The 26771-nt window shown below is 57.6% G+C and carries 24 protein-coding genes; 16 read left to right on the plus strand and 8 right to left on the minus strand.

What is annotated here, in order from left to right; translation table 11 throughout:
* Nucleotides 1-17: 17 nt before the first annotated feature.
* Nucleotides 18-779, minus strand: coding sequence for a GNAT family N-acetyltransferase (locus AC5JQH_RS15380; RefSeq protein WP_493791457.1), 762 nt, complete (start codon nt 777-779; stop codon nt 18-20).
* Between the two features lie 246 nt (nt 780-1025).
* On the opposite strand from AC5JQH_RS15380, the gene AC5JQH_RS15385 reads away from it, so the two are divergent.
* From AC5JQH_RS15385 to glpK, 3 genes are all read left to right on the plus strand, one after another.
* Nucleotides 1026-1763: a response regulator gene (locus tag AC5JQH_RS15385; protein ID WP_014576254.1), complete on the plus strand. Its 738-nt coding sequence runs from the start codon at nt 1026-1028 to the stop codon at nt 1761-1763.
* Between the two features lie 22 nt (nt 1764-1785).
* A complete protein-coding gene (locus tag AC5JQH_RS15390) occupies nt 1786-3405 on the plus strand; it encodes an ATP-binding protein (protein WP_493805739.1) in 1620 nt (539 codons plus the stop codon).
* 257 nt (nt 3406-3662) lie between these two features.
* Entirely contained in the window at nt 3663-5144 is a 1482-nt protein-coding gene (gene glpK, locus AC5JQH_RS15395) for a glycerol kinase GlpK (protein ID WP_493805740.1), read from the plus strand.
* Nucleotides 5145-5153: 9 nt separating this feature from the next.
* Here the strand turns inward: glpK and AC5JQH_RS15400 are convergent, their stop codons facing one another.
* On the minus strand, nt 5154-6227 hold the full coding sequence (locus AC5JQH_RS15400; RefSeq protein WP_014576257.1) for an ABC transporter ATP-binding protein: 1074 nt from the start codon (nt 6225-6227) through the stop codon (nt 5154-5156).
* A gap of 4 nt (nt 6228-6231) precedes the next feature.
* The gene (gene argF / locus AC5JQH_RS15405) at nt 6232-7146 is read right to left on the minus strand and encodes an ornithine carbamoyltransferase (RefSeq protein WP_008176263.1); all 915 of its coding nucleotides are present in this window, start codon (nt 7144-7146) and stop codon (nt 6232-6234) included.
* Nucleotides 7147-7384: 238 nt separating this feature from the next.
* Between argF and grxD the strand changes: the two genes are divergently transcribed.
* Nucleotides 7385-7711 carry a Grx4 family monothiol glutaredoxin gene (gene grxD / locus AC5JQH_RS15410; protein WP_008176261.1) on the plus strand — a complete coding sequence of 109 codons (327 nt, stop codon included), beginning with the start codon at nt 7385-7387 and terminating at the stop codon, nt 7709-7711.
* Between the two features lie 10 nt (nt 7712-7721).
* Here grxD and AC5JQH_RS15415 read toward each other — a convergent pair whose 3' ends face one another.
* The 5 genes from AC5JQH_RS15415 to AC5JQH_RS15435 all read right to left on the minus strand — a co-directional run bounded on the left by AC5JQH_RS15415 (nt 7722) and on the right by AC5JQH_RS15435 (nt 13839).
* Entirely contained in the window at nt 7722-8474 is a 753-nt protein-coding gene (locus tag AC5JQH_RS15415) for an energy transducer TonB family protein (RefSeq protein WP_008176259.1), read from the minus strand.
* 5 nt (nt 8475-8479) lie between these two features.
* On the minus strand, nt 8480-10705 hold the full coding sequence (locus AC5JQH_RS15420; protein WP_008176256.1) for a DUF1631 domain-containing protein: 2226 nt from the start codon (nt 10703-10705) through the stop codon (nt 8480-8482).
* 195 nt (nt 10706-10900) lie between these two features.
* Entirely contained in the window at nt 10901-11503 is a 603-nt protein-coding gene (locus tag AC5JQH_RS15425) for a Yip1 family protein (RefSeq protein WP_008176254.1), read from the minus strand.
* Nucleotides 11504-11660: 157 nt separating this feature from the next.
* Nucleotides 11661-12947: an HlyC/CorC family transporter gene (locus tag AC5JQH_RS15430; protein WP_008176252.1), complete on the minus strand. Its 1287-nt coding sequence runs from the start codon at nt 12945-12947 to the stop codon at nt 11661-11663.
* Between the two features lie 85 nt (nt 12948-13032).
* On the minus strand, nt 13033-13839 hold the full coding sequence (locus AC5JQH_RS15435; protein WP_008176250.1) for a cytochrome C assembly family protein: 807 nt from the start codon (nt 13837-13839) through the stop codon (nt 13033-13035).
* A 182-nt stretch (nt 13840-14021) separates the two neighbouring features.
* Here AC5JQH_RS15435 and ffh point away from each other — a divergent pair, with 182 nt between their 5' ends.
* The 12 genes from ffh to lysS all read left to right on the plus strand — a co-directional run bounded on the left by ffh (nt 14022) and on the right by lysS (nt 26768).
* Nucleotides 14022-15413, plus strand: coding sequence for a signal recognition particle protein (gene ffh / locus AC5JQH_RS15440; protein WP_008176248.1), 1392 nt, complete (start codon nt 14022-14024; stop codon nt 15411-15413).
* 163 nt (nt 15414-15576) lie between these two features.
* Entirely contained in the window at nt 15577-15816 is a 240-nt protein-coding gene (gene rpsP, locus AC5JQH_RS15445) for a 30S ribosomal protein S16 (protein ID WP_008176245.1), read from the plus strand.
* A gap of 27 nt (nt 15817-15843) precedes the next feature.
* Nucleotides 15844-16371, plus strand: coding sequence for a ribosome maturation factor RimM (gene rimM, locus AC5JQH_RS15450; RefSeq protein ID WP_008176242.1), 528 nt, complete (start codon nt 15844-15846; stop codon nt 16369-16371).
* Nucleotides 16372-16374: 3 nt separating this feature from the next.
* Nucleotides 16375-17121 (plus strand): tRNA (guanosine(37)-N1)-methyltransferase TrmD, encoded by a 747-nt coding sequence (gene trmD / locus AC5JQH_RS15455; protein WP_008176240.1) that lies wholly within the window; start codon nt 16375-16377, stop codon nt 17119-17121.
* A 37-nt stretch (nt 17122-17158) separates the two neighbouring features.
* Nucleotides 17159-17515, plus strand: coding sequence for a 50S ribosomal protein L19 (rplS, locus tag AC5JQH_RS15460; protein ID WP_008176237.1), 357 nt, complete (start codon nt 17159-17161; stop codon nt 17513-17515).
* 114 nt (nt 17516-17629) lie between these two features.
* The gene (xerD, locus tag AC5JQH_RS15465; protein WP_288366333.1) at nt 17630-18532 is read left to right on the plus strand and encodes a site-specific tyrosine recombinase XerD; all 903 of its coding nucleotides are present in this window, start codon (nt 17630-17632) and stop codon (nt 18530-18532) included.
* 128 nt (nt 18533-18660) lie between these two features.
* Complete coding sequence (locus tag AC5JQH_RS15470; RefSeq protein ID WP_008176233.1) at nt 18661-19392, plus strand: DsbC family protein; 732 nt, start codon at nt 18661-18663, stop codon at nt 19390-19392.
* Between the two features lie 145 nt (nt 19393-19537).
* On the plus strand, nt 19538-20839 hold the full coding sequence (locus AC5JQH_RS15475) for a homoserine dehydrogenase (protein ID WP_493805741.1): 1302 nt from the start codon (nt 19538-19540) through the stop codon (nt 20837-20839).
* Nucleotides 20840-20850: 11 nt separating this feature from the next.
* Nucleotides 20851-22251, plus strand: coding sequence for a threonine synthase (thrC, locus tag AC5JQH_RS15480; protein ID WP_008176229.1), 1401 nt, complete (start codon nt 20851-20853; stop codon nt 22249-22251).
* Between the two features lie 6 nt (nt 22252-22257).
* Nucleotides 22258-23991: a single-stranded-DNA-specific exonuclease RecJ gene (gene recJ / locus AC5JQH_RS15485; RefSeq protein ID WP_008176227.1), complete on the plus strand. Its 1734-nt coding sequence runs from the start codon at nt 22258-22260 to the stop codon at nt 23989-23991.
* Nucleotides 23992-24085: 94 nt separating this feature from the next.
* Nucleotides 24086-25181, plus strand: a protein-coding gene (gene prfB / locus AC5JQH_RS15490; protein ID WP_100169522.1) for a peptide chain release factor 2 whose coding sequence is annotated in 2 segments (ribosomal slippage) — nt 24086-24157 and nt 24159-25181 — 1095 coding nt in all. Because the reading frame shifts where the segments join, the coding sequence is not laid out codon by codon here.
* 51 nt (nt 25182-25232) lie between these two features.
* Nucleotides 25233-26768 (plus strand): lysine--tRNA ligase, encoded by a 1536-nt coding sequence (gene lysS / locus AC5JQH_RS15495; protein ID WP_493805742.1) that lies wholly within the window; start codon nt 25233-25235, stop codon nt 26766-26768.
* The last annotated feature ends 3 nt before the right edge of the window (nt 26769-26771 follow it).

Here is a 26771-nt window from a genome sequence, read left to right on the forward strand (position 1 = left end):
CTCACAGACTCCCGTCTTCAGGATGCCGAGCGCATGAAGTGCCGGCTGTAGCGGCCGGCCAGTTTACTGACCTCCAGCACAACCAACAGGTCGGCACAGCGAAAATCCGGATCCCAGCAGGGCTCACCGCAGACACGGGCACCAAGACGCATGTAGGCTCGGATCAGCGCGGGAACGTCCACCGGTCGATCGCTGTCCCGGGTGTGGGTCAGATGCGGCATCGCGCGAAGTGGTTTTACCAGAAAGGCCGGATCGGCCAGATACTCGGTCTGGAGGTGGCGGGCGATGCGCCAGGCTTTCAGGCCTCCGTCAGACATGCCGATGCTCGCGCAGCCAATCATATAGTCAACACCGCGCTCAACCAGATATTCGGCCACTGCCGACCAGAGCAGGCTGATGGTCGCGCCATTGCGATAATCCGGGTGAACACAAGTGCGCCCCAGCTCGGCTATGGTGCCAGGGAGTCTCTCCATGGCGCTCAGGTCGAACTCCCCGGCCGAATAAAAGCCGCCAACATCTTTGGTGTCGTTCTGGTGCAGGATGCGTGTGGTCGCTACCAGTTCGCCCGAATCCAGGTCGGTAACGATCAGGTGGTCACACACTGCATCGAACTCGTCAGCGTCGATGCCGGGCGTCTGTGCGCCCAGGTCGCTGCCGTATTCCTCCGAAAATACCCGGTAACGCAGCCGCTGGGCCGCTTCGACCTGTCTGGGGCACCGGGTCATGTCGGTTTTCAGGCGACGGGCGCTGCGGCGGGCTTTCGCGGTTTGTGTGGTCATGGCGTCGTCTCTTTTGTTTCCATTTCCCGACAAGCCTATGAAGCCGGTATGACACATCGGTGACCACCAGGTGACGTGTCTGTGACATCGGGGTCCGATTGGCGGTTAAGGGAGCTCTGTCACAGGGTGTAACGAAGCAGCGGTTCCATGTATATTTCTGAATAGCACGTATAATTGCTGTTACAGCAGGTTGCCTGTATCGTCAGGTACACAGAATGACCTGAAACCGGAATAACAAAACCAGAGATGGATGGCGTGGAACAGACAAACGAAAGTTGGCGAATTCTGATTGTCGAGGACGACGAGCGGTTGGCGGAGTTAACCCGCGAATACCTTGAAAGCAACGGGTTGACCGTCTCCTTGGAAACTCATGGTGGGGCCGCGGTAGAGCGGATCCGTAACGAGCAGCCGGATCTGGTGGTTCTGGATCTTATGTTACCTGGCGAGGATGGGCTTTCCATTTGCCGACGGGTGCGCCCCTTCTTTTCCGGTCCGATCATCATGTTGACTGCCCGAACCGACGATCTGGACCAGGTCCTGGGTCTGGAAATGGGTGCCGATGACTATATTGGCAAACCGGTCAAACCCCGGGTGCTGCTGGCACGGATTCGCGCCATGCTGCGTCGGGTGACCGAAACCGGCTCGGGGTCGGCGGACGAGGCAGGGGGCGAAGAACCGGTGCGCCTCCAGTTTAATGATCTGGTTGTCGACCGCTCCATGCGGGAGGCCTGGCTGAGTGAAGAAAGCATTGATCTGACCAGCGCCGAATTTGATTTGCTCTGGTTGCTCGCCAGCAACGCGGGCCGCGTGCTTAGCCGGGAAGAAATCTTCACCGCCTTGCGTGGTATTGAATACGATGGTCAGGATCGATCCATTGATGTTCGCGTTTCCCGGATTCGACCCAAGATTGGCGATGACCCCATCCATCCGCGACGCATCAAGACCGTTCGTAGTAAAGGCTACCTGTTCGTAAAGGAAGCCTGACGATTCAGTCTCTGGAGCCGGTGTGCCATTCGCCCGCATACCGGTGTTCCATGCCAGGGTTGGTACCATGCCCCTGAAGTTCTTCCTCAAGCTTTATGCCCGCCTTGCCGGCCTGACCGCGCTGGTTGTTTTTTTATGTGTCCTGCTGTTCACCGGGATCAACTCGGTGCGCTCCCAATTCTGGCATGAACGCTTCCCCGAGCCACTAATGCGCTGGCTGGCTGCGGCCCCGGCACCATTACAGCAATACCACTGGCTGAGTTCGACGGTTGATCTTCGTATGGGGGCTGCTTCCCGTTTCAACCTGTCACCGGTGGCTCTGGAGCGACTTGGCTACGGCCAGGTGGTTGGCATCGACAGTGACGTAGGGTATCGGGTTCTGGTAACCGGACTGAGCGGAGAAATCCTGCAGCTGCGTCTGAACGAGCCCTACCGGGATGTGTCAGAAACCATTGGGTTGATATTCCGGTGGCATCTTGATTCAGCCGCTGCGGATGACCGTCTCAATGTTGCCTCGCAAATGGCCCGTTCTCTCAACGTCGAAGTGCAGCCACTGGACTCCGCCGACCTGCTGCCGGACTCTGACGTTCTGGGCCAGGTCGCCGAGCGGGGCCTTGCCTTCTACACCGACGAATCAGACGGTTGCGGACGGGTGATCGTTCAGCTATCCGACGGTGAGTTGTACCGGATTGACATGCCCGCGGGGTTTGATCCCTGGGCCTGGCCGGTTGTCCTGCTGCTGGTCCTGGTGCTTGGCGGGGTTTTGGCCGTTGCCGTTTTCCTCGCGCTCCGGGAAGTGGACAGCAATCTCAGAACCGTTGAGTCGGTAGCGGTTCGAATCGCACGTGGAGAAATGAGCGCCCGGGTCCAGGCGGGCGAGGGAACGCTGGTAACCCGTCTGGCCTCGTCATTCAACGGCATGGCCGAACACATACAGCGCCTGGTGCAGGTGCAGCGGGAAATGATTCACGCGGTTTCGCACGAATTGCGCACTCCCGTGGCCCGTATCCGCTTTGGCGTCCAGATGATCGAGGACTGCCAGGACGAGGCTGCCCTGCAAAGGCAACTGGACGGTATTGATGGCGATATCCAGGAACTGGACGAGCTGATTGATGAGATCCTGACCTATGCGCGGCTGGAGCAGGGCGGCCCGGTTTTCTCGCTGCAGGAAACCTCGGTAACCGACATTGTCCGCCAGGTGGTCTCTGAGCAGCAGATGGTCCGGCCCGAGCTGAGTATCGAAGGCAACATTGATGAGGTCTCGGAACGTTGGGCGCTGTCGGATATTGAGCCTCGCTACCTGCATCGGGCGATCCAGAATCTGGTAGGCAACGCGGGACGCTACGCGGCTGGTAAGGTGCTGGTCAGCTGTCATTTCGATGAGGACAACTGTCGCGTTGACGTTGAAGACGATGGCCCCGGCATTCCAGAGGAAGACTGGGAGAAAGTGTTTACTGCGTTTGCCCGACTGGACGACAGCCGTACCCGAACCTCCGGCGGCTACGGCCTGGGTTTGTCTATTGTTCGCCGGATTCTCTACTGGCACGGAGGGCACGCCTTCGTCAGCAGGAGCGACACGCTTGGCGGTGCAAAATTCAGCCTGGTCTGGCCCAGAAAAAAACCCGTGGACTCCATTGTGTGAGCCAGCCCCCATCGCCTCACCTGATGTAACAAAGCAGCTACACAAGCACTACTGAAGTTTTTGGCGGGCCGGTCAATACTGCAAAGCGTAAGGGATGACTTTTGAGGTTGTAGTTCTTACGAACTTTCCTTGTTTCATTCGTCATTTGAGGGCCGGTTTTCCGGCCCTTTTTTTATGCCTGCTCCCAAATTCCATATCGGTCACCCTTTCCCGTCTGCTCTGCTGTTAGAATTCCGGGAAACAAAAGGAGGCCGTCCATGACCCGTTATCTGCTTGCCATCGACCAGGGCACAACCAGTTCCCGTGCTATTGTTTTTGATCAAACGGGCAACAGCGTTGCAACCGATCAGCAGGAATTTCACCAGTATTTCCCGAAAGATGGCTGGGTGGAGCACGATGCTCGGGAAATCTGGGACAGCACTCTGGCGGTGTGTCGCGGCGCGCTCGACAAAGCGGCTATCGACGCCTCGGAGCTGGCGGGTATTGGTATCACCAATCAGCGGGAAACCACGGTGATCTGGGACCGGGCAACCGGCGAGCCGATCTACCACGCCATTGTATGGCAAGACCGTCGAACCGCATCCTGGTGTACCAAGCTGAAATCCGACGGCCATGAGGACACGGTTGTTGAACGAACCGGGCTGTTAATTGATCCCTACTTTTCGGCCACCAAGATAGCCTGGATTCTCGATAACGTGGAGGGCGCCCGCGCCCGGGCCGAATCCGGTGCACTGGCTTTTGGAACGGTGGACAGCTGGCTGCTCTGGAACCTGACGAACGGAAAATCCCACTGCACCGATGCCACCAATGCCTCGAGAACGGCTCTTTTCAATATTCACAAGCAGGACTGGGACGACGATGTTCTGGCCCTGTTTCGCGTGCCGCGGGCCTTGCTGCCGGAAGTACTCGATAGCGCCGCAGACTATGGCATCGCTGAAGCACAGTGGTTGGGCGCGCCAGTTATGATTGCCGGCATTGCAGGGGATCAGCACGCGGCTCTCGTGGGGCAGGCCTGCTTTTACCCGGGCATGGCCAAGAGCACTTACGGCACCGGCTGTTTTCTCATGCTCAATACGGGCGATAAGGCCGTTCGGTCCGAGAACCGGTTGCTGACCACCATGGCTTATCGGCTAAACGGTAAGCCCTGTTACGCGGTAGAAGGGAGTATTTTTGTTGCCGGTGCTGCCATGCAGTGGTTGAGAGACGGGCTCAAGCTGATTGCCCACGCCAATGAATCTTCCGCCCACGCGGAGGCGGTCGGAGTCGACAATCCGGTTTACCTGGTTCCGGCGTTTACCGGCCTGGGAGCCCCTCATTGGGATCCTCATGCTCGCGGCGCCATCATGGGCCTGACGCGGGATACGGGCATTGGCGAGATCGTTACCGCCGGCCTGCAGTCGGTCTGCTATCAGACCAAGGATCTGGTGCGGGCGATCCAGAACGACGGCGCCCGACTTGAATCGCTGCGCGTGGATGGCGGTATGGTGGTGAACGACTGGGTGATGCAGTTCCTGGCCGACATACTGAATGTCACCGTTGACCGGCCCCGGGTTACAGAGACAACCGCTCTCGGAGCTGCCTACCTTGCGGGACTGCAGACAGGTGTTTTTGACAACCTTGAGCAGATCTCCGCGCTCTGGGAATGTGAGCGGCAGTTCCACCCTGAAATGCGCCCGGCTTTGCGAGAATCTCTCTATGCTGGCTGGCTGGATGCTGTCGAGCGCGTCTGCAACAACTGAATCTCTCAATCACGTGGTGCGTTCGAAGGCAATCAGGTGATCCGCCTCGACACGCACCGGCACATGCTCACCCAGGTTGAAATCCAGGTGACTGCGGAACAGGGCTTCGAACTCTGTGTCTTCGGAACACCGGAAACGGTAGAGCGTGGAAGTGCCGGCAAAGGTTTTCTCAACCACCTTTGGCTGCAGATCCGAGTCGGGGTCATGAACGATGTCATCGGGCCGGATCAGAACGTCTACCAGGGTGCCGGGTTCCCATTTGTAGGCCCGGTTGCCGTGGATCACGCCGAGCTCGGATTCAATAGTATCCGGCCCCAGGGCGGTGCCGGGGACGAATCCGCCCTGACCCACGAAGCTGGCAACGAAACGATTTGCCGGTTCATGGTAGAGGTTGTAGGGCACGTCCCACTGCTGGATCCTGCCGTCCCGCAACACAGCGACCTGATCGCACATGGCGAAGGCTTCCTGCTGGTCGTGGGTAACCAGAATGGCGCTGATGCCGAGCGTCTTCAGGATTTCGCGAACATCCAGGCTCAGCCGACGGCGCAGATCCGCGTCCAGATTGGAAAACGGCTCATCCAGCAAAATCAGCGTGGGCTCGGGTGCCAGGGCGCGGGCCAGGGCAACGCGCTGCTGCTGGCCGCCAGACAGTTCATGGGGATAGTTGTCGGCCAGATCCTGCAGATGCACGACATTCAGTAGTTCCATGACCTTCTGCCGTTTCTCTGCCTTGTTCAGATTCCGCAGACCGAACCCCACGTTGTCAGCGATAGTCAGGTGCGGAAACAGGGCGTAATCCTGGAACACCATGCCGATCCGACGCTTTTCCGGGGGCAGGGTGCGTCCGGGCAGGCTGATGGCCTGGGACTGCAGCGAAATCTCGCCACCACTCAGTGGAAGAAAACCGGCGAGGGCGCGCAGTATGGTACTTTTGCCGCAGCCGCTCGGGCCAAGCAGGCAGCCGATGTCGCCATGGCTCAGGGCAAAGCTGACATCCTTGACCACAGAATCCCCGCCGTAGCCGCAGGACAGGTTATTGACCTCGAGCAGCCAGTCTGCCGGAGATTGTGCGGTTGTGCTCATGGAATCAGTCCAGCCGGTTCAGGATGAGAAATTCGAGCAGTGCCTTCTGGGCGTGCAGGCGGTTCTCGGCCTCGTCCCAGACCACGGAGGCAGGATGCTCCATCATGTCCGCCGATATTTCCTCACCACGGTGAGCCGGGAGGCAATGCATGAACAGCACATCCTTATCGGCCACAGAGAGCAGCCCGGGATTGATCTGATAGCCACTGAACGCCCTTTCACGGGCTTTCTGCTCGTCTTCCTGGCCCATGGAAGCCCAGACGTCGGTCACCAGGAGCTGGGCGTTTCGGGCCGCCTCGGCCGGCTCCCGGAACACCTTGACCCGGTCTTCGTGGCCCTTGAGCATTGATTCTGCCGGCTCGTAGCCCTCAGGACAGGCGATGTTCAGGTTGAAATCGAACTGTGCGGCGGCATTGATGTAGGAGTGGCACATGTTGTTGCCATCGCCGATCCAGGCAACGGTAGCGCCGCGAATACTGCCGCGGTGTTCCCGGAATGTTTGCATATCGGCCAGCAATTGGCATGGGTGAAAGTCATCGGTCAGCGCATTGATCACCGGCACCCGTGATGCAGCCGCGAAGCGCTCCACGGTTTCATGGGCAAAGGTGCGGATCATCACCGCATCAACCATGCTGGAGATAACGATAGCCGAGTCTTCTATCGGCTCGCCCCGGCCAAGCTGGGTATCCCGTGGCGACAGGAACATTGCGGAGCCGCCGAGCTGGGTCATGCCGGCTTCAAAAGAAACCCGGGTTCGCGTTGATGATTTTTCGAAGATCATCGCAAGGACACGGTTCTTGAGGGAGTCCCGAACCTTCCCTTGCCGCCACTCGTTGCGCAATGCTGTGGCATGATCAACCAGGCTTTCCAGCTCGTTGGTTGTCATGTCATTCAATGTCAGAAAATGTCGTGCCGCCATGCAATGGCCCTTATCTCACCGAACCCCGCTGCTGGCGGGATTGCCTGAACGTTGGCTGAAAAAATGGGGCATCAAGTCTAGCCCTTCGGAGCAGGTATGACAACGCTGTGGCCGGGCTGGAACTGCCGGTGTTGCTCGAGGTCAAATCAAGGTGTTTGGTGAGGTGTTCGGCACCCGTGTACAATAGCGTCAAGAAAATTGCCGTGTGGCAAGACTGTTCCAACAGAGGTGAATGTTCATGGATATCAATGAAACCATTAAGAGCCAGCTTGAAGAGAATCCGATCATCCTGTACATGAAGGGCAGCCCACAGGCACCCCAGTGTGGCTTCTCGGCCAAAACCGTACAGGCGGTAATGGCCTGCGGCGAACGCTTTGCCTTCGTCAATATTCTGGATAACCAGGAGCTTCGTGAAGCCCTGAAGGTTTACTCCAGCTGGCCCACGTATCCCCAGCTGTACATCAATGGTGAGCTCGTTGGCGGATGTGACATTGTTCTCGAAATGTCCGAGAGCGGTGAGCTGGCCAAACTTGTCAAAGAGGCGGCGAAGCAGGCAGAAGCCTGATCACTGCCGCTCAGAGCCGTTTCGGGGTGAACAACAGTTCCACCTCGAAGCGGTTCGCGCTCCCGCTATCCTTCGGTGGCTGAGGGTAGGGGCTAGCCGCCAGCGCAGCCCGATATGCAGCTTCATCGATTGGCTTGATTCCTGTTGATTTCAGAACCCTTGCCCGGGTCAGGGCGCCATTTCCAAGCAACTGCAGTTCGACTTCCATAGCGACCGTGTCAGTGAGGCTCCTCATGGCCGGCACTCTCAGTTCTTCAAGTTGATGGGCCAGATGGACGGCCAGTTTGACCACATAGGGGTCGAGCTCGCCCGGTGACTCCGTAACCCTCGTAATGCTCTCCTCCGTTTTTTCAGGGAGCTGTTCGGGTTCTTCTCCGGCAGCAGAGCTGGCGCTTGACTGTGCGGCTTCGCTCCGGGGGACGCTGGTATTTGTTGCCTTTGTCGGGGCGGGGGTTTGCGGCTCGCGGGATGTCACAACCTCCGGTTTGGAGAGGGGTTCCGGCTCAGGAGGATCAATCTCAAACGGCGTTACCCGTGGTGCATCCCGACGAGGACTGAGGTCAGCTGACGGGTCGGCAACCGTTCTAAGAGTGCCCGGGGCTACCAGCTCAAACCTTACACTCTCCCTGTGCGTGACCGTTGGTTCTTCCTTGGGCGAGGAGATGCCTGAAAGCAGGAGCGTGTGTAGGAAAAGAGCCAGAGACAAGGCAAGCCCAAGCCGGTAGGCAGCCGGCAGGGCATTGGGACTGCTTTTTTCAGGCATTGGCGTCAGGCGGTCTTGCTCCGGAGGGTGCCGACAACCGCATCCAGGGCCCGATCAATCAATGCGCCCTGCTCAAGCAGGGTCAGCCGGCCACGGCGCATTTCATGGGCCAGTTCAACCCGGGTTTTCTCAATCACTTTCAGCCCCATCCGGTTCACAAAGACAAAGCAATCTGCTTCATCAATGATGGCGGACAGCTTGCAGCGGAAGTTTGCACCATTGACCAGTCGAAACTCGACCCAGTTACCAATCTCGATACCGTCAATCTGGGCAACATATTCCGAGATTGCAGCGTCTTCCAGTTCCTGCTGGCGCTCAACGGCCGTCTGGTGAACGGTCGCGATTTCCTCTTCCGCCGGCTCTTCAGGAGAATCCTGTAGTGCTTCGATGGCAGCATTGGTCCGGAATGCCTCTGCCAGCTGATGCTTGAGCTGGCCCATCATTTCATCGAGTCTCGATGAGTTATAGGAGACCTCTTCAAGTCCTGACCGCAGTGATTTCAGCAGGCCAGGCACGACCCGCACCCACTGGTCTCTTTCGTCATCTTCCTGATGGGGGTGAAGACACCAGATCAGATCATCGACGACCTTCACCGTGGCATTCCACCGATGCTCCACGTCATCCCTGAGATAGGCAAGAAACATCACGCGGCTCCAGCCATTCATCAGGATGTCATGGATGGACTCCGGCAGTTTGTAACGGGACACCTTCTGTTTAAGAAGATTGTCGACGGTTTGTTGAGCCGTCTGGGACTTGATCCGACCCCGCTCGGATTCACGGGTTCTCTGCTCAACCAGAGACGCCTTTCGGTTCTCCCGTTCAAGGAACTGTTCGAATTCCTGATTGAGGGTTTCAAAAAGCGAAACATCACCGTCAAATTCGTTGAGAATCCTTTGCACAATGTTGTGAATCTGTCCGTAGAGTTTGTCCTTGGTTTTCTCGTCGCTGCTACTCCAGCCAATGCCTGCTCTCGCCAGGGAGTTCAGGAGACGTCTGGCCGGGTGCGTAGCCTGGCTGAAGAAACTCTTGTCCCGGATAACCACTTTCAGGATCGGAATCTGCAGCCTGCTTATCAACACCTGAACCGGAGCTGACAGGTTGTAGTCGTCAAGAATGAATTCAAACAGCATGGAAACCAGGTTAATGAGGTCTTCATCGACCTCGTTAAGCGCCGGTTTTCGACCATCCCCGGTATCGGTCTGGGAAAGGAGCTGTTGTACCAGCTGACGGAGATCAACGCTGACAGGTTCGCCGGCGCTCAGGTTGCCCTGGTCCTGCCGGGGGGCTGAAAGCGGCAATGAATTGAGAAGGCTTGCCAGCTCGGAGTCACCCACGACCCGGACATTCGGGTCCGAGGCACGGGGAGGTATGCCCGCATTGGCCCGTTGCAGCGCCAGCATCTGTCGGATCTGTTCGAAAACCGCGCTGCTGCTGGCGGCCTGGCCGGCCCGTTCTGCCGCGGAAGCGTCCGGCGCGCTTTCCTGTTTTGGCGCCTCTGCCGACTGGGGACTGGAGGCCTCATGCTGCTGACCGGATTTGCCGTGATAACGGAAGTTCGGAATGATCCCGGCCTGGATCAGTATGCGGTTGGCTTCGTCCAGCAGCATGCCGAGGTTGGACACAACATAGCGGTCAAACTGCTTGAGCAGGATCAGGCGCTCACGGATCTGGATCTCAAGGGCCTGTATTGCCTCTGTGAACGCACTGCAAAGGTGTTCCGGTGCCATCGGATTGACCGGTGATTCGTCGGTGGCTTCCGGGTACACCTGACTGAAACGGGTCTGGAGTTGCAGCAGTGGGCCCTGAAAGTGCGCCTTTGCCTTGGTGATCATGGCGTTGAGGGCAACCTGCTCCTCAAGGTCGTCATTGCCGACCAGGGCAAGAGTGTCGGCGCTGGCCTGCTTGCTCAGCTGTTCTTCCTGAAGCGGTCCGGTGTGAGGGGGGGTGGCAAAATATTGGGCAACGGTGTTCTGGAAATGCCGCTCGACACCCTTACGCTTGATGCGAATTTCACGCATCGCCTCGAAGTACCGGTTCTGTTCGTTGTTGCTGCGGGCATTATTGGCCAGCTCGAACAGCGAATCGTCGACGGCGTCGAAGGCGCCCTGCAGCAAATCACCGAGCCCGGCGACAACCGTGTCCCGGATGCGGGTGACCTCCGCAGGAACCGGTCTGTTACTTCCGGCTTCCCTGTGTTCGCGGAGGTAATGTATGCCGGACTGCTTGTTCATGGCAGACTCCTGTTTACGCCTCAACCGGATACATGACCGAGCTTGAAATCCTTGGATTCTCGTTATTGGTTAAATTTACCGCATTTTGCCCAAAGTTAACATGACCAAACGCTAACGTGGGAGCAAATTCAAAAAAACACGGGGTGCCCAACAGGCACCCTCGTGCAGATTACTGACTTGCAAGATAATTTGCGGTCAGTTCACGTAAACCGGGCCTATGCCCATGCTCCAGATAACAACACTGATGGCGAGCAGGGCAACGAACATAACCAGGCCAACCGTCAGGACTGCAGAAGCGAACATGAACCCCTTGTCCGCCGGGATCCTCATCAGAATCGGTAGCCCTTCGTAAAGCAGGTAGACCGCGTAGGCAACCGCCACCAGGCCTGCCAGCATATTCACCCATATGTTCGGATACGCGGCGATTACGCCAATCAGGAAAATCGGGGTTGCCGTGTACGCCGCCAGAGCAACGCCTCTGGGCGTCCGTTCTACCGCATCATACGTTGCGGCGAAAAAATCAATGAACTTGCCGAGTATAAAAATGCCGGCAAGCATGGCCGCGTAGAAAAGTGTGGAAAGCTGGAGTGCGCTCGTTACCGACAGCTTGGTGATCTGGCCATCACCAATTTGCCAGCCTACCTGGGTTGTTCCGATGAAGCCGGCAACCGCAGGGATCAATGCCAGCAGCAGAATGTGGCCGGCGTACAGTCTTGTGACAGTCTCGGATTCATTGCGGATCGCCTCCCACTCCTGGTCGGGATGGGCGAGCAGGCCAAACGTGTGTGTCAGACTCATGGACGTATTCCTTGTGATTGTTTTTGTATCGCACGCTCCTTCAGTGTTGGTGGGGGATCACCGGGGGTCAAGCTGGCGGTTAAATTTTGATCTTTCAAGAACGGGAGACGCTATAACCGAAGGGTCTATAGCGCCATAGGGAGGAGGTGTCCGGGTTTTACTGTTTCAGTGACAGAGAACGTTTTTTGCGTTTTTTCGGGTGCACAATGGCTGCTTTCACGACATTGTCCTTGATCTGCAGCACTTCTACCCGATGGCCGTCCACTTTCAGGCAGACGTTGGTGTCGGGGATGTTCTCCAGGGTTTCGGTAATCAGGCCGTTAAGGGTTTTAGGGCCATCGGTAGGGAGCTTCCAGCCCAGGGTCTTGTTGATGGTTCGAACGGCGGAAGTGCCATCAATAATGAACGTGCCGTTGTCCTGCGGAATGATGTCCGGGCTGGTGGCGGCATAGTCCGTCGTAAAGTCGCCGACGATCTCTTCAAGTATGTCTTCCAGTGTCGCGAGGCCAAGAACGTCGCCGTATTCATCGACAACAACGCCGAACCGTCGACGACCTTTCTGGAAGTTGATCAGTTGGGTGTTCAGGGGCGTGCTTTCCGGAATGAAATAGGGTTCCTGGCAAAGCTGCATGATCATGGCCTTGTTGATTTCCTCCTGTTGCAGCAGTTTGGAAGCGCTGCGCAGGTGCAGTATGCCCTGAATGTTATTGATGTCGCCCTTGAAGACCGGAAGCCGGGTATGCTGGCTGCTGCGCAGTTGGCGCAGAATGGTGTCGGTGTCGTCTTCCAGGTCGATACCCACTACCTCGTTTCTCGGCACCATGATGTCATTCACGGTCACTTTTTCCAGGTCCAGAATGCTGACCAGCATGTCCTTGTGCTTGGCGGGTATCAGGGCGCCTGCCTCATTCACCAGTGTTCGCAGTTCTTCCCGGCTGAGGTGGTCGTTGGCAGCGTCTGCGGCGGAAACGCCCAGCAGTTTCAGTATGCCTCCGGTGAACAGGTTCACCGCCCAGACAATCGGATACAGGATTTTTAGCAGCGGACCGAGTATGTAACTGGCCGGGAAGGCAATTTTCTCGGGAAATAGTGCTGCAAGGGTTTTCGGAGTGACTTCTGCGAAGATCAGGATCACGATGGTCAGCAGGATGGTGGCAATCGCGATGCCGGCATCGCCCCAGACCCGAATCGCGATAACCGTGGCGATCGAAGAGGCGAAGATGTTCACGAAGTTGTTGCCGATCAGGATGACGCCGATCAGCTGGTCGGTTCGTTGCAGCAGGCCCTGGGCGCGCTTGGCACCTTTATGGCCGGTTTTGGCCATATGTTTGAGACGATATCGGTTGAGCGACATCATCCCCGTCTCGGAGCTCGAGAAGAAACCGGAAAGGAGGATCAGTCCAACCAGGAGAATAAACAGCGCGGTGAGCGATGTTTCGTTCAAAAGAGGTGTCCTTATATTGCTGACAAGTAGCGAAAATAGGGTTTCGGCGAGCGTTGTGTCAAGAGAATAACCGGTGCTTCCGGTGTCAGCCGCCGCGCTGGAAGATCAGTTCCAGCACAAACTTGCTGCCGTAGAAGGCCAGCATCAGGAGTGCGCAGCCAGCGAGGGTCCAACGGCTGGCGGTGATGCCCCTCCAGCCTTTGGTGTAACGACCAATCAGGAGCGCCACAAACACAAGCAGGGACAGGATCGAGAACAGGGTCTTGTGGGCGAGATTCTGGGCAAAGAGATCCTCTATAAAGAGGGCGCCGGTCACAATGGCCAGAATCAGCATGACGACGCCAGCCCAGACCATCTCGAACAGCAGCGACTCCATGGTTTGAAGAGGTGGCAGGTTACGAACCAGCAGGCTGTTGTAATTGTGCTTCAGTTGGCGATTCTGGAAGTAAAGTAGAACCGCCTGGATGGCCGCCAGAGTAAAGAGGCTGTAGGCTGTCACCGAAAGCGCAATATGGGAGAGCATGCCGTAGCTTTGCTCGGACACCAGTCTCGAGGGTCCATGGGTAACCAGGGCGAGAATAATGGTGAGGCCGGCCAGCGGGTACACGCCGAGAAACAGGCTTTGCACCGGCTTTTTAAGGTTGAGTCCCAATAGAAGGAAGACGATCAGCCAGGAAATAAGCACGGAGCTTTTGAAAAAACTGAAATCGAAGCCGCCGTCGTGGTGGACTGTCTGGCCAATGAGAAGTCCGTGGCTGGTCAGGGCGAGAACGCCAATCAGGGTAGTAATGGCAATGTTGCTTTGAACCCGGCCTCTGAAATGCAGGGCCTGCAGCGCGGTACCGACGCTGTAAAGAAAAAGAGAGGTGACCGCGAGAATCAGCGTTCCCATGACTTCCTTATTAACCACTGTTCTGACTGGGGATCGGCGCTGGTTTGCGCCGATTTGACCGGGCTGGTCGTTTCAGGGCGATAGTCTGGTTATAATGTCGCGATTATGCAACTGGAATCAAGGAGTCGTCGCCGGCTCTGCCGATTCACGCACTCAATTTATCCGGGGTACGGAAGAGCAACATGTTTGAGAACCTCCAAGACCGACTTTCCGGCAGTCTGCGCAAGATTTCCGGCCAGGCGCGCCTCACTGATGACAATATAAAGGACACCCTGCGGGAAGTGCGCATGGCGCTGCTGGAGGCGGATGTCGCCCTGCCGGTGGTGAAGGACTTTGTTGAGGGCGTCCGCAAGCGTGCCATTGGCCAGGAGGTGCAGCGCAGTCTGACGCCGGGCCAGGTCTTTGTGAAAGTTGTCCAGCAGGAGCTGGAACGCGTCATGGGCGAGGGTAATGAATCCCTCAATCTGAACGTCCAGCCGCCGGCCGTAGTCATGATGGCGGGTCTGCAGGGTGCAGGTAAGACGACCACGGTCGCCAAACTCTCGCGCTTCCTTAAAGAGCGGCAGAAAAAATCCGTCCTGGTGGTCAGCGCCGACGTCTACCGTCCGGCGGCGATTCGCCAGTTGGAAACCCTCGCTGGCGAAGTGGGTGTCGAGTTCTTCCCGAGCAGTGCCGATCAGGACCCGGTTGATATTGCCGAGGGTGCCATTGCCGCGGCCAGGAAGAAGCACATTGATGTGGTAATTCTTGATACCGCCGGCCGACTCCACGTCGACGAACAGATGATGGGAGAGATTGGTCGGCTGCATAAAGCGGTCAACCCGGTTGAAACCCTGTTCGTGGTCGATGCCATGACGGGCCAGGATGCCGCCAACACCGCCAAGGCGTTCAACGATGCCCTGCCGCTGACCGGCGTGGTGCTGACCAAAACCGATGGCGATGCCCGTGGCGGTGCCGCCTTGTCTGTTCGTCACATTACCGGTAAGCCGATCAAGTTCCTGGGTGTTGGTGAAAAGTCTGATGCGCTGGAGCCGTTCTATCCGGACCGGGTTGCCTCCCGGATCCTGGGTATGGGCGATGTGCTCTCGCTGATTGAAGAGGCAGAGCGCAAGCTTGATCAGAAGAAGGCCCAGAAGCTCACCAAGAAAATCAAAAAGGGCAAAAGCTTCGATCTGGAGGATTTTCGGGATCAGCTTCAGCAGATGAAGAACATGGGTGGCATCGGTGGCCTGCTCGACAAGTTGCCCGGCATGGGGCAGATGGCCCAGGTGGCGCAGCAACAGGTCAACGACAAGTCCATGGGGCAGATGGAGGCGATCATTTGCTCCATGACGCCAAAAGAGCGGCGTTACCCGGATGTGATCAACAATTCCCGCAAGCGCCGTATCGCCACGGGGTCTGGAACCCAGATCCAGGACGTCAATCGTCTGCTGAAACAGCACAAGCAAATGCAGAAGATGATGAAAAAGTTTGGCAAGAAAGGCGGTATGGCGAATATGATGCGCGGCATGGGCGGCATGATGCCCCCTGGCGGCGGTGGGGGAGGCGGAATGCCCCCGTTTGGCCGTATGTAAAAAGCCTTACATGGAAAACGGGGAAACAACTGGTTTTGCTGTTTTCTTTGGCGCTTTTTTAGCATAGAATAGCGCCCCTTTCGAGTATGGGTCTTCGCGTCAGCTGGTATTCAGCAGGCGTGAATCGTACAAAGTTCGTTCAACAGAACAGGATATTGGTTAAATGGTAATTATCCGTTTGGCTCGTGGCGGCTCCAAGAAGCGCCCGTTCTACCATCTGACAGTCACCGACAGCCGCAAATCCCGCGACGGTCGTTTTATTGAGCGTGTAGGTTTCTTCAACCCGGTAGCCCGTGGTCAGGAAGAGAGTCTTCGCGTTGATCGTGATCGTGTCAATTTCTGGCTCGGTCAGGGCGCGCAGACCAGCGAGCGCGTTGCACAGCTGCTGAAGGCTGCTGGGTAAGACAGTACTGACACCGGGGTTTATGGCATGACACAGAATTCGCAGGAAACTGTGATCGGCCGGATTACCTCGGTGTTTGGGGTCAAAGGATGGCTTAAAGTCTTTTCCTACACAGACCCCAAGGAAGGAATACTGAACTATCCCGATTGGACTCTCGATCTGGATGGCAAGCGTATTCCGGCCAAGCTTGAGGAAGGTCGCCGCCAGGGGCAGGGGATCGTCGTCAGGCTGAAAGGTATTAACGACCGTGATCTGGCCCGCACGTATTGTGGTGCCGAAGTCAGGGTTTCCACTGCTGAATTGCCGCCGCTTCCCGATGGGGAGTACTACTGGTTTCAGTTGGAAGGTCTTGACGTGTTCACGGTGGATGATGAGTGCCTTGGTAAAGTGCACCATCTGATGGAAACCGGATCCAACGATGTTCTGGTGGTGCAGGCAACAGCAGGCTCCATTGATCAACGTGAGCGTCTGATCCCCTATCTGCCGGGCGAAGTGGTGCAGAGTGTTGATCTCGCCGCAAAGCAAATGGTGGTGGACTGGGATCCGGAGTTCTGACGGGTGTGGATTGGCGCAGTCAGTCTGTTCCCGGAGATGTTCGGTGCGGTGACGGATTACGGGATCACAGGGCGTGCGGTTCGGGATGGTCTGCTGACCTTTCGGACCTGGAATCCCCGTGAATTTACCCAGGACCGGCATCGAACGGTAGATGACCGGCCCTATGGTGGCGGCCCGGGCATGCTGATGAAAATTCAGCCCCTGAGGGACGCAATCCATGCGGCACGGGAATCGGCACCCGGAAACCCTTGTGTGGTTTACCTGTCGCCCCAGGGTGAGACGCTGAACCAGTCTGTTGTCGAGTCGCTCGCGGCAGAACAGCAACTGATTCTGGTGGCGGGCCGGTACGAGGGTGTTGATGAGCGCCTGATAGCGACGGAAGTCGATCGGGAAGTGTCACTGGGCGATTTTGTGCTGTCCGGTGGCGAACTGGCAGCGATGGCTGTTATCGATGCGGTTACACGCCTCATCCCCGGAGCGCTGGGTCATGCGCAGTCGGCAGAGCAGGATTCTTTCGCCGACGGTTTGCTGGATTGTCCGCACTACACCCGGCCCGAGGTTTACGAAGGTCAGGCGGTGCCGGATGTTTTATTGGGCGGTCACCATGATCAGATCCGGCGTTGGCGGCTCAAGCAGTCGCTGAGGCGAACCCGGGAGCGACGCCCCGACCTGCTGGAAAAGCGGGTGTTTACGGACGAAGAGCGTGAGCTGCTGGAAGAGATTTTGAACGAACCGGGTGCCTCTGAATAATCAGGGCATTAACAGATTGGGTATCAGGAGCATTACGATGAGCGGCAAGAACAACATCATCAGTCAACTTGAAGCAGAACAGATGACCAAGGAAATCCCCGCGTTTGCGCCGGGTGACACCGTGGTCGTTCAGGTTCGCGTAACCGAGGGTAACCGTGAGCGTCTTCAGGCGTTCGAAGGTGTCGTCATCGGCAAGCGTAACCGCGGCATGAACTCCTCTTTCACCGTACGTAAGATCTCCTACGGTGTTGGTGTTGAGCGTACTTTCCAGAGCTTCTCCAAGCTGATCGAAAGCATCAGCGTGAAGCGTCGTGGCGATGTTCGCCAGGCCAAGCTTTACTACCTGCGCGACCTGTCTGGCAAGGCGGCTCGTATCAAGGAAAAGCTGGGCTGATCAGCAGTGCGCTGAACAGCAGTCAGGAAAAGGCAGCCGAGGGCTGCCTTTTTTGTGTCTGAGGTTTCGGTATGCTTGGTGTGTTGTGGGACCTATGCAGTCTGGGAACTTGCCATGAGAGCAGAAGATGAATCGGTGATCGTCAGGTTTGTTGATGCCATCTGGCTGGAGGACGGACTGGGCGAAAAAACCCGCCAGGCTTACCGGAGCGATCTGTTGCGGTTGTCGGAATGGCTCGAAAATCAGCCTGGCAAGCCGCTGCTCAAGGATGTTCGCAGAACCGACTTACTGGCGTGGATGTCCAGTGGCCTCGCGCAGGGCGTCAAGAGCACCACGGCGGCCAGGCGGTTGTCCGGGCTGCGGCGGTTTTATCGGTTTCTGCTGCGAGAAGGCCTGATTACTGAAGACCCGACCCTTCGGATTGACAGCCCCAGGCTGCCTCGGCGTCTCCCCGACTCGCTGACCGAGGGCGAGGTGGATGCGCTGCTTTCCGAGCCGGACCCCGGAATTGCCATCGAGCTCAGGGACAAGGCCATGCTGGAAATACTCTACGGTTGCGGTCTGCGGGTCTCGGAGCTGACCGAGTTGCGGGTTGATCAGGTAAACCTTCGTCAGGGCGTGGTTCGGATCACTGGCAAGGGCGACAAGGAGAGATTGGTCCCCCTGGGTGAAGAGGCAGTGGACTGGTTGCTGCAGTATATGAAGGAAGGGCGGCCGGAACTCCTTAAAGGGCGATCCTGCGATGCGCTGTTCCCGGGCAACCGTGCTGCGGCGATGACTCGTCAGACTTTCTGGCATCGTATCAAGCACTACGCGGTTCGAGTGGGTATTCGCAAACACCTGTCGCCTCATACACTCAGGCATGCCTTTGCCACGCACCTACTTAATCATGGTGCGGACCTGCGTGTGGTGCAGATGCTGCTGGGCCACTCTGACCTGTCGACAACACAGATATACACCCATGTGGCTCGTCAGCGACTGCAGTCGCTGCACCAGGCTCACCATCCCAGGGGCTAGCCGTGGGGCGGTTTCGCGATTGGGGGTGAACTTTCTTTTTGTGTATTTGTCGCATTGAATTGATTCCCGGCCTGTGCCAATACTGCCCGGGTTGTTTAACTGCTTACTGGAAAAGGTTGTTTGCCAGAATGAATATGAAACATGTGGTTGTGGCGCTTGGAGTTGTCCTGGGTGCCTTTGGCGCGGCCAGCGTCAGTGCCGGTGAAGTGGAAGACCGGATTTCCGAGCGTCTGACCCAGGCTGTCCCAGGCCTCAAGGTGGTGTCGGTAAAAGAATCCGAAGCCAAGGGCCTCTATGAGGTTCAGAGCAACAATGGCGACACCATCTACGCGACCGAGGACGGCCAGTACCTGATGACGGGAGATCTTCTCAAGATTACCGATCAGGGCATTGCCAATGTCACCGAAGCCGCCCGCACGGAGGCCCGTCGCGAAATGATGGCGGACTATGGTAACAAGGGAGTTATCAGCTTCCCGGCGAAAAACGAAAAGGCCGTGGTAAACGTGTTTACTGATATCGACTGCCCTTACTGCCGGAAGCTGCATGACGAGGTGCCGCAGTTGAATGGCTATGGCATTACCGTCAATTACTACGCGTTTCCACGGTCCGGCCCCAATACAGCGTCTTTCAAGAAGTATGAGTCGGTCTGGTGTGCTGACGATCAGCAGGCGGCCATGGACGCAGCCAAGGCCGGCCGCTCAGTACCCGACGCAAGTTGCGAAAATCCGGTGGGCGAGCAGTATGAGCTTGGTGGCCGGGTAGGGGTCACAGGGACACCTGCCATTGTTCTGGAAGATGGCAACATGGTTCGTGGCTATGTCCCGGCCCAGCGTCTGGCGGAAGGCCTCGGGCTACTCTGAAATCCTGGCGCACCTATCGTACGGGATGCGTTACACGGTATTTTCGAAGGATCCGATTCAGGGCTTATTCAGTGAGGCCTGAATCGGTATACTATGCCCGCCTAATATAATTCATCAGCACCCCTTCGGGATCAGAGGTGAGAGTTTGAAAGACGTCAGTGTCGGAATCTGCGGACTGGGAACCGTCGGCGGCGGTACCTTTAATGTCTTGACCCGCAACGCCAGGCTCATTGCCGGCCGGGCCGGCTGCAACATCCGGATTACCCGGATCGCCAGTCGCCGGGCTCGCGAGGATATGGACCTCGGCGATGTGCCCTTCAGCACCGACATTTACGACGTGGTGAACGATCCCGACGTGGATATCGTGGTCGAGCTCATCGGTGGTTATGATGCGGCCAAAGAGCTGGTGCTGGCGGCAATCCGCAACGGCAAGCACGTGGTTACCGCGAACAAGGCCCTGATTGCCGTCCACGGCAACGAAATCTTCGAGGCGGCCGAGAAGGCTGGTGTTGTGGTGGCTTACGAGGCGGGTGTCGCCGGCGGTATCCCGGTCATCAAGGCTGTTCGTGAGGGTATGGCGGCAAACCGCATTGACTGGATTGCCGGCATCATCAACGGCACCGGGAACTACATCCTGACCGAAATGCGTGCCGGTCGGGAATTTTCCGAGGTTCTCAAAGAAGCCCAGGATCTTGGGTACGCCGAAGCAGATCCGACCTTTGATGTGGAAGGCATTGATGCCGCCCACAAGCTGACCATACTGGCATCAGCCGGGTTTGGCGTGCCTCTTCAGTTCGAGAAAGGCTTCACCGAAGGCATTTCGAAGATTACCCCTTACGACATTGCTCACGCCGAATTGCTGGGTTATCGCATCAAGCACCTCGGCATTGCCCGTCGCCGCGATGATGGCATCGAGCTGCGTGTGCATCCGACCCTGGTGCCCCAGAGTCATCTGATTGCCCAGGTTGATGGTGTCCTGAACGCGGTCCTGGTGGATGGCGATGCCGTTGGCCAGACCATGTATTATGGTCCCGGAGCAGGGGATGAGGCAACCGGGTCGGCTGTTATTGCCGATATCGTCGATGTGGCCCGTGCCGTGGCGACAGAAAGCAACCTCCGTGTGCCTTACCTTGGCTTCTCACCAGATGCCATGGAAGACCTGGATGTGCTGTCCATGGAAGACATCCAGTCTGCCTACTACCTGCGCATTACCGCACTGGACCGTCCGGGTGTACTGGCCAAGATTGCCTCCATCCTGAGCGAGCATGGCATCAATATTGAGTCGATCATGCAGAAGGAATCCGAGCTGAAAGACGGACGTATTCCGGTGATCATCCTGACCCATACCGTTCAGGAGCGCCAGATCAACCGTGCGATCGAAGAGTTGGAAGCTCTGTCCGACACCGATGGCCATGTTGTCCGCATCCGCGCTGAAAACTTCAACTGACAGGTACGAACGTGAGATACATCAGTACGCGGGGTGAAGCGCCCGCACTGGGCTTTGAGGATGTTCTGCTGACCGGTCTGGCGACAGATGGCGGCCTCTATGTTCCTGAATCCCTGCCACATTTTGATCTGGAAGAAATCCGGAGCTGGCGCGGGCTTTCGTACAGTGAGCTGGCGTTCAACGTCATGTACCCGTTCGTGGATGACGCTATCCCTGCGGATGATTTCCGCAAGATGCTGGACGAGACCTACTCGGTTTTCGCCCACAAGGCCGTGGCCCCGCTGGTTCAGCTGGATACCAACGAGTGGGTGATGGAGCTTTTCCGCGGTCCGACGCTGGCGTTCAAGGATTTCGCCCTCCAGCTGTTAGGGCGTCTCCTCGACTATGTTCTGGAAAAGCGCAAGCAGCACGTGGTTATCATGGGAGCGACTTCCGGTGACACCGGCTCGGCTGCCATTGAGGGTTGTCGCAGGTGCGAGCACGTGGATATTTTCATTCTGCACCCCTACCAGCGGGTGTCAGAGGTTCAGCGCCGTCAGATGACCACCGTTCAGGGTGAAAACATCCACAACATTGCGGTGCGTGGCAACTTCGACGACTGTCAGCGCATGGTGAAGGAGAGTTTCGGCAACCAGTCGTTCCTGGGTGGCAAAACCCAGCTGGCAGCTGTCAACTCCATCAACTGGGCCCGGATCATGGCCCAGATCGTCTACTACTTCCATGCCTCCCTGGCACTGGGCGGTCCGGATCGGAGCATGGCGTTTTCCGTGCCCACCGGGAACTTCGGCGATATCTTTGCCGGCTACCTTGCCAAGAAGATGGGGCTGCCAATCTCCCAGCTGGTCATTGCCACCAACCGTAACGATATTCTGCATCGCTTCATGAGTGGCAACAAATACGAGCAGCACCAACTCGAACACACCCTGTCTCCGAGTATGGATATCATGGTGTCCAGCAATTTTGAGCGCCTGCTGTTTGATCTCCACGGCCGGGACGGGCTGGCGGTGAAAACCCTGCTGGAAAACGCTGCGAAGGGGCCCGTCAGTATTGAGGACTATCGCTGGAAGCATGCGCGCAAGCTTTTTGACAGCGATGCGGTGGACGACAAGGCCACCTGCGACACCATTCGTGAGATCTACGAGCAGAACGAGTATCTGCTGGATCCTCACACCGCCATCGGCGTCCGTGCAGCGCGCAACTGCCGCCGTGATCAGGTGGTGCCAATGATTACCCTGGGTACCGCACACCCGGCCAAGTTCCCGGATGCCGTGGCAGAGTCTGGCGTCAGTGTAGAGCCACCGCTGCCGGCGCATATGGCCGACCTGTTCGAGCGGGAAGAGCGGTATACCGTATTGGATAATAATATCGACGGTGTGCAGGCATTCATTGCCAAGCACTGGAAAAACGCCTGATCGGGTATGACACCAAAAAAGATCCTGCGTCGCCCCCAGCCCGATACCCTTCCGGACTGGGGGCAAAACCTGCCTCCCTTGCTTCGCCGCCTCTACGCTGCCCGTGGCGTAACTTCTGATGAGCAGCTGAGCTACACCCTGAAACACCTGGCTTCACCCCTGTCTCTGAGAGGTATTGACCGGGCCGTTGAGCTTCTTGCCGAGGCTATCGATCAGCAGCAGCGGGTGCTTGTGCTCGGCGATTTCGACGCCGATGGTGCTACCAGTACAGCCGTTGCCATGCTTGGACTCTCCATGCTGGGTCTGCAGAGTATCGACTTTCGCGTGCCCAGCCGGTTTGCAGATGGCTACGGCCTGACGCCGGGTATTATTGAACGCCTGCGCGACGAGGGTCAGCTCCCGGACCTGATGGTCACCGTTGATAACGGCATATCCGCGGTTGAAGGCGTTCGCGCGGCCAAGGAACTTGGCGTGAAAGTGGTGGTGACCGATCACCACCTGGCCGGCGAAGAGCTTCCGGATGCCGATGCCATCGTCAATCCAAACCAGCCGGGTTGTCCTTTCCTGAGCAAGAACGCGGCCGGTGTTGGCGTCATGTTTTACGTGCTCACAGCGTTGCGCAAGCAGCTCCGGGAAACCAATCGCCTGCCTGATCCCGAACCCAACCTGGGGTGCCTGCTGGACCTCGTGGCGCTCGGTACTGTGGCTGATGTTGTGCCTCTGGACCACAACAACCGGATCTTCGTGGAGCAGGGCTTGCGCCGGATACGCCAGGGTGAGGCCCGTCCCGGTATCCTGGCGCTGCTGGAAGTCGCTGGCCGGGACCACACGGCGATCAGCTCAACCGACCTTGGATTTGTGGTCGGGCCCCGCCTGAATGCCGCCGGGCGGCTGGATGACATGAGTATCGGGATTGCCTGCCTGCTGGCAGACAGTCCGGACGAGGCTCGCCGACTGGCCCGGGAGCTGGATACCTTCAACCGGGAACGTCGCACCATCGAAAAGGACATGAAAGCCCAGGCCCAGGATCTGCTGTCTTCAATGTCGCTGGACCTGGATGGACTGCCCTGGGGGCTTGCGCTTTTCGATACCGATTGGCACCAGGGCGTTATTGGAATTCTGGCTGCCCGTATCCGTGAGCAGACCCATAGACCGACCATTGCCTTTGCGCCGGACGAAAACGGCGAAGACATCAAAGGTTCTGCTCGCTCCATTCCCGGGCTTCATATCCGGGATGTGCTTGCCGTGGTCGACTCACGTCATCCGGGGATCATGAAAAAATTTGGCGGTCACGCGATGGCTGCGGGCATGACCCTCGCCAGGGATGATCTGGATGCCTTTTCCGAGGCCTTCGATCAGGCCGTTCGAGACACCCTCTCGGCCGAGGATCTGGAGGCGGCGATCACAACCGATGGGCCTCTGGGCGCAAGTGAACTGTCGTTGGACACCGCCGCGCTGCTCAAACGCGCCGGCCCATGGGGGCAGCATTTCCCGGAGCCACTGTTCGACGGCGAGTTCCGGGTGGTCAGCCAGCGGATAGTCGGCGAAAACCATCTGAAATTGGTGTTGCAACCTGTCGAAGGCGGCGGGATCATCGACGGTATTGCCTTCAATACCGGGCCGGAAGTGCCTGATTACACGCGCACCGGTGCGCGGGTGGTTTACAAGCCGGATGCCAATACCTTCCGGGGGCGCACCAATCTCCAGCTTCTGGTGGATTACCTCGAGCCTCTTGCCTGATTCACGGAAACCCGCAGGCTGATTTACAAACCGATTTCCGGTAGAATCCCGCCTCTGTTTTTACTCTCCATTTTCTAGAGCGAGTAAGGGTTTCATGGAAATTAATCCCATTGTGACGAAGATTAAAGAGCTTCGTGAGCGCACTGAAGCGCTCAGGGGGTATCTTTGACTACGATCAGCGTAGTGAGCGACTGACCGAAGTTGAGCGCGAACTGGAGCAGCCGAGTGTTTGGGACGACCCCGAGCGGGCTCAGGCTCTGGGCAAAGAGCGCGCCGATCTTGAGCTGATCGTCAAGACCATCGACAACCTCACCTCCGGCCTTGAAGACGCTGAGGGCCTGCTGGACATTGCCGCAGAAGAAGAGGATGAGGGCACCGTTGCCGAGATCGAATCAGATCTTGAGGCCCTTGATAAAGAGCTCGAGAAGCTTGAATTCCGCCGCATGTTCTCCGGCGAAATGGACGCCAACAACGCCTACCTGGATATTCAGGCTGGCTCTGGTGGCACCGAAGCCCAGGACTGGGCCAACATGCTCCTGCGCATGTACCTGCGCTGGGCAGAGCGTCGGGGCTTCAAGGCCGAAATTGTCGAGCTGATGGAAGGCGATGTGGCGGGTATCAAAAGCGCCACCATTCACATCCAGGGCGACTACGCCTATGGCTGGCTGCGTACCGAAACCGGCGTTCACCGTCTGGTGCGTAAGTCACCATTCGATTCCGGCAACCGTCGGCATACGTCTTTCTCTTCCGTGTTTGTGTCACCGGAAGTGGATGACAGCTTCGAAATTGAAATCAATCCGGCGGATCTTCGGGTGGATGTTTACCGTGCCTCCGGCGCCGGTGGTCAGCACGTTAACCGGACCGAGTCGGCGGTGCGTCTGACGCACAATCCCACCGGTATTGTCGTGGCCTGTCAGGCTGGTCGAAGCCAGCATCAAAACAAGGACCAGGCCATGAAACAGCTCAAGGCGAAGCTGTTTGAGCGTGAGATGCAGGAGCGCAACGCCGAGAAACAGAAAGCCGAGGACGCCAAGGCCGACATCGGTTGGGGCAGCCAGATCCGCTCCTACGTTCTGGACGACAGCCGTATCAAGGACCTGCGCACCAAGGTAGAAACCAGTAATACCCAGTCGGTGCTGGACGGTGACATTGACAAGTTCATCGAAGCCAGCCTGAAGATGGCGCTGTAACCAGCGCCTTTGCCACGCTAACCCGGACAACCCGATTCCTAGTGAGCCAAAATGACTGATCAAACTCAGAATGCCGCACCGCATGAGGACAACAAGCTGATTGCCGAGCGCCGCGCCAAACTGTCAGAAATGCGCGACCAGGGCAACGCCTTCCCGAACGACTTTCGTCGTGACGCCACCGCCGCCGAACTGCAGGCGAAATACGGTGAAAAAACCAAGGAAGAGCTGGAGTCCCTCGGTATCAAGGTGGCCATTGCCGGCCGCATGATGCTCGATCGCAAGGCATTCAAGGTGGTCCAGGACATGACTGGCCGGATCCAGATCTACGCGTCCAAGGATGTCCAGAAAGACACCAAGCACTGGGATCTGGGGGACATCGTGGGAGTGCGAGGCAGCCTGTCCAAATCAGGCAAGGGCGATCTGTACGTGACCATGGACGAGTACGTGTTGCTCACCAAGTCCCTGCGCCCGTTGCCTGAAAAGCACAAGGGCCTGACCGATACGGAAGCCCGTTACCGCCACCGCTACGTCGATCTGATGGTCAACGAGGACAGTCGTCGGGTGTTCTATGCGCGCTCGAAGATCATCAGCGCCATGCGTCAGTACTTCACCGACCGGGACTTCATGGAAGTTGAAACCCCGATGCTGCAGGTGATTCCTGGCGGCGCCACGGCGCGGCCCTTCGTGACCCACCATAACGCGCTGGGTATCGACATGTACCTGCGTATTGCCCCGGAATTGTTCCTGAAGCGTCTTGTCGTCGGCGGCTTTGAGCGGGTGTTCGAGATCAACCGGAACTTCCGGAACGAGGGGCTTTCCACCCGTCATAATCCAGAATTCACCATGGTGGAGTTTTATCAGGCATACGCTGACTACAACGACCTGATGGATCTCACCGAGGACATGCTGCGCACCATTACCCAGAAAGTCCTGGGCACGACCACCGTGGTGAACAGCCGAACCCTGGCAGATGGCAGCGAAGAGACCGTTGAGTACGATTTCGGTAAAACCTTCGAGCGCCTGACCGTGGTCGACGCCATCCTGCGCTACAACCCGGACATCAAGCCGGAACAGCTGGCGGACGACGCCAGTGCCCGCCAGGTGGCGAAAAACCTTGGTATTCATCTCAAGGATGGTTGGGGCCTGGGCAAAGTCCAGATCGAGATCTTCGAGGCGACGGCGGAGCATCGCCTGATGCAGCCGACATTTATCACCGAGTACCCGAAAGAAGTGTCGCCCCTGGCCCGCTGCAAAGACAGCAACCCGTTCGTCACCGAACGTTTCGAGTTCTTCGTGGGCGGTCGCGAAATCGCCAACGGCTTCTCGGAGCTGAACGACGCCGAAGATCAGGCGGAGCGCTTCCAGGCCCAGGTGGCCGAGAAAGAGGCCGGTGACGACGAAGCCATGTTCTACGATGAAGACTACGTGATGGCCCTGGAATACGGCCTGCCGCCCACCGCCGGTGAAGGTATCGGAATCGACCGGCTGGCCATGCTGCTGACCAACTCGGCATCAATCCGCGACGTTATCCTGTTCCCGGCCATGCGCCCCGAGCACAAGGCCGACAGCCGTAAAGACGAGGAGTGATCC

It is taken from the genome of Marinobacter sp. H13 (genome assembly GCF_059072335.1).

What these genes read in the sequence shown, in the direction of transcription:
- lysS (WP_493805742.1), top strand. Translation starts at nt 25,233, where the DNA reads ATGACTGATCAAACTCAGAATGCCGCACCGCATGAGGACAACAAGCTG.
- AC5JQH_RS15400 (WP_014576257.1), bottom strand. Translation starts at nt 6,227, where the DNA reads ATGAGCACAACCGCACAATCTCCGGCAGACTGGCTGCTCGAGGTCAAT.
- rpsP (WP_008176245.1), top strand. Translation starts at nt 15,577, where the DNA reads ATGGTAATTATCCGTTTGGCTCGTGGCGGCTCCAAGAAGCGCCCGTTC.
- AC5JQH_RS15435 (WP_008176250.1), bottom strand. Translation starts at nt 13,839, where the DNA reads ATGGGAACGCTGATTCTCGCGGTCACCTCTCTTTTTCTTTACAGCGTC.
- grxD (WP_008176261.1), top strand. Translation starts at nt 7,385, where the DNA reads ATGGATATCAATGAAACCATTAAGAGCCAGCTTGAAGAGAATCCGATC.
- AC5JQH_RS15415 (WP_008176259.1), bottom strand. Translation starts at nt 8,474, where the DNA reads ATGCCTGAAAAAAGCAGTCCCAATGCCCTGCCGGCTGCCTACCGGCTT.
- recJ (WP_008176227.1), top strand. Translation starts at nt 22,258, where the DNA reads ATGACACCAAAAAAGATCCTGCGTCGCCCCCAGCCCGATACCCTTCCG.
- glpK (WP_493805740.1), top strand. Translation starts at nt 3,663, where the DNA reads ATGACCCGTTATCTGCTTGCCATCGACCAGGGCACAACCAGTTCCCGT.
- AC5JQH_RS15470 (WP_008176233.1), top strand. Translation starts at nt 18,661, where the DNA reads ATGAATATGAAACATGTGGTTGTGGCGCTTGGAGTTGTCCTGGGTGCC.
- xerD (WP_288366333.1), top strand. Translation starts at nt 17,630, where the DNA reads ATGAGAGCAGAAGATGAATCGGTGATCGTCAGGTTTGTTGATGCCATC.
- AC5JQH_RS15425 (WP_008176254.1), bottom strand. Translation starts at nt 11,503, where the DNA reads ATGAGTCTGACACACACGTTTGGCCTGCTCGCCCATCCCGACCAGGAG.
- ffh (WP_008176248.1), top strand. Translation starts at nt 14,022, where the DNA reads ATGTTTGAGAACCTCCAAGACCGACTTTCCGGCAGTCTGCGCAAGATT.
- argF (WP_008176263.1), bottom strand. Translation starts at nt 7,146, where the DNA reads ATGGCGGCACGACATTTTCTGACATTGAATGACATGACAACCAACGAG.
- rimM (WP_008176242.1), top strand. Translation starts at nt 15,844, where the DNA reads ATGACACAGAATTCGCAGGAAACTGTGATCGGCCGGATTACCTCGGTG.
- AC5JQH_RS15385 (WP_014576254.1), top strand. Translation starts at nt 1,026, where the DNA reads ATGGATGGCGTGGAACAGACAAACGAAAGTTGGCGAATTCTGATTGTC.
- AC5JQH_RS15420 (WP_008176256.1), bottom strand. Translation starts at nt 10,705, where the DNA reads ATGAACAAGCAGTCCGGCATACATTACCTCCGCGAACACAGGGAAGCC.
- AC5JQH_RS15380 (WP_493791457.1), bottom strand. Translation starts at nt 779, where the DNA reads ATGACCACACAAACCGCGAAAGCCCGCCGCAGCGCCCGTCGCCTGAAA.
- rplS (WP_008176237.1), top strand. Translation starts at nt 17,159, where the DNA reads ATGAGCGGCAAGAACAACATCATCAGTCAACTTGAAGCAGAACAGATG.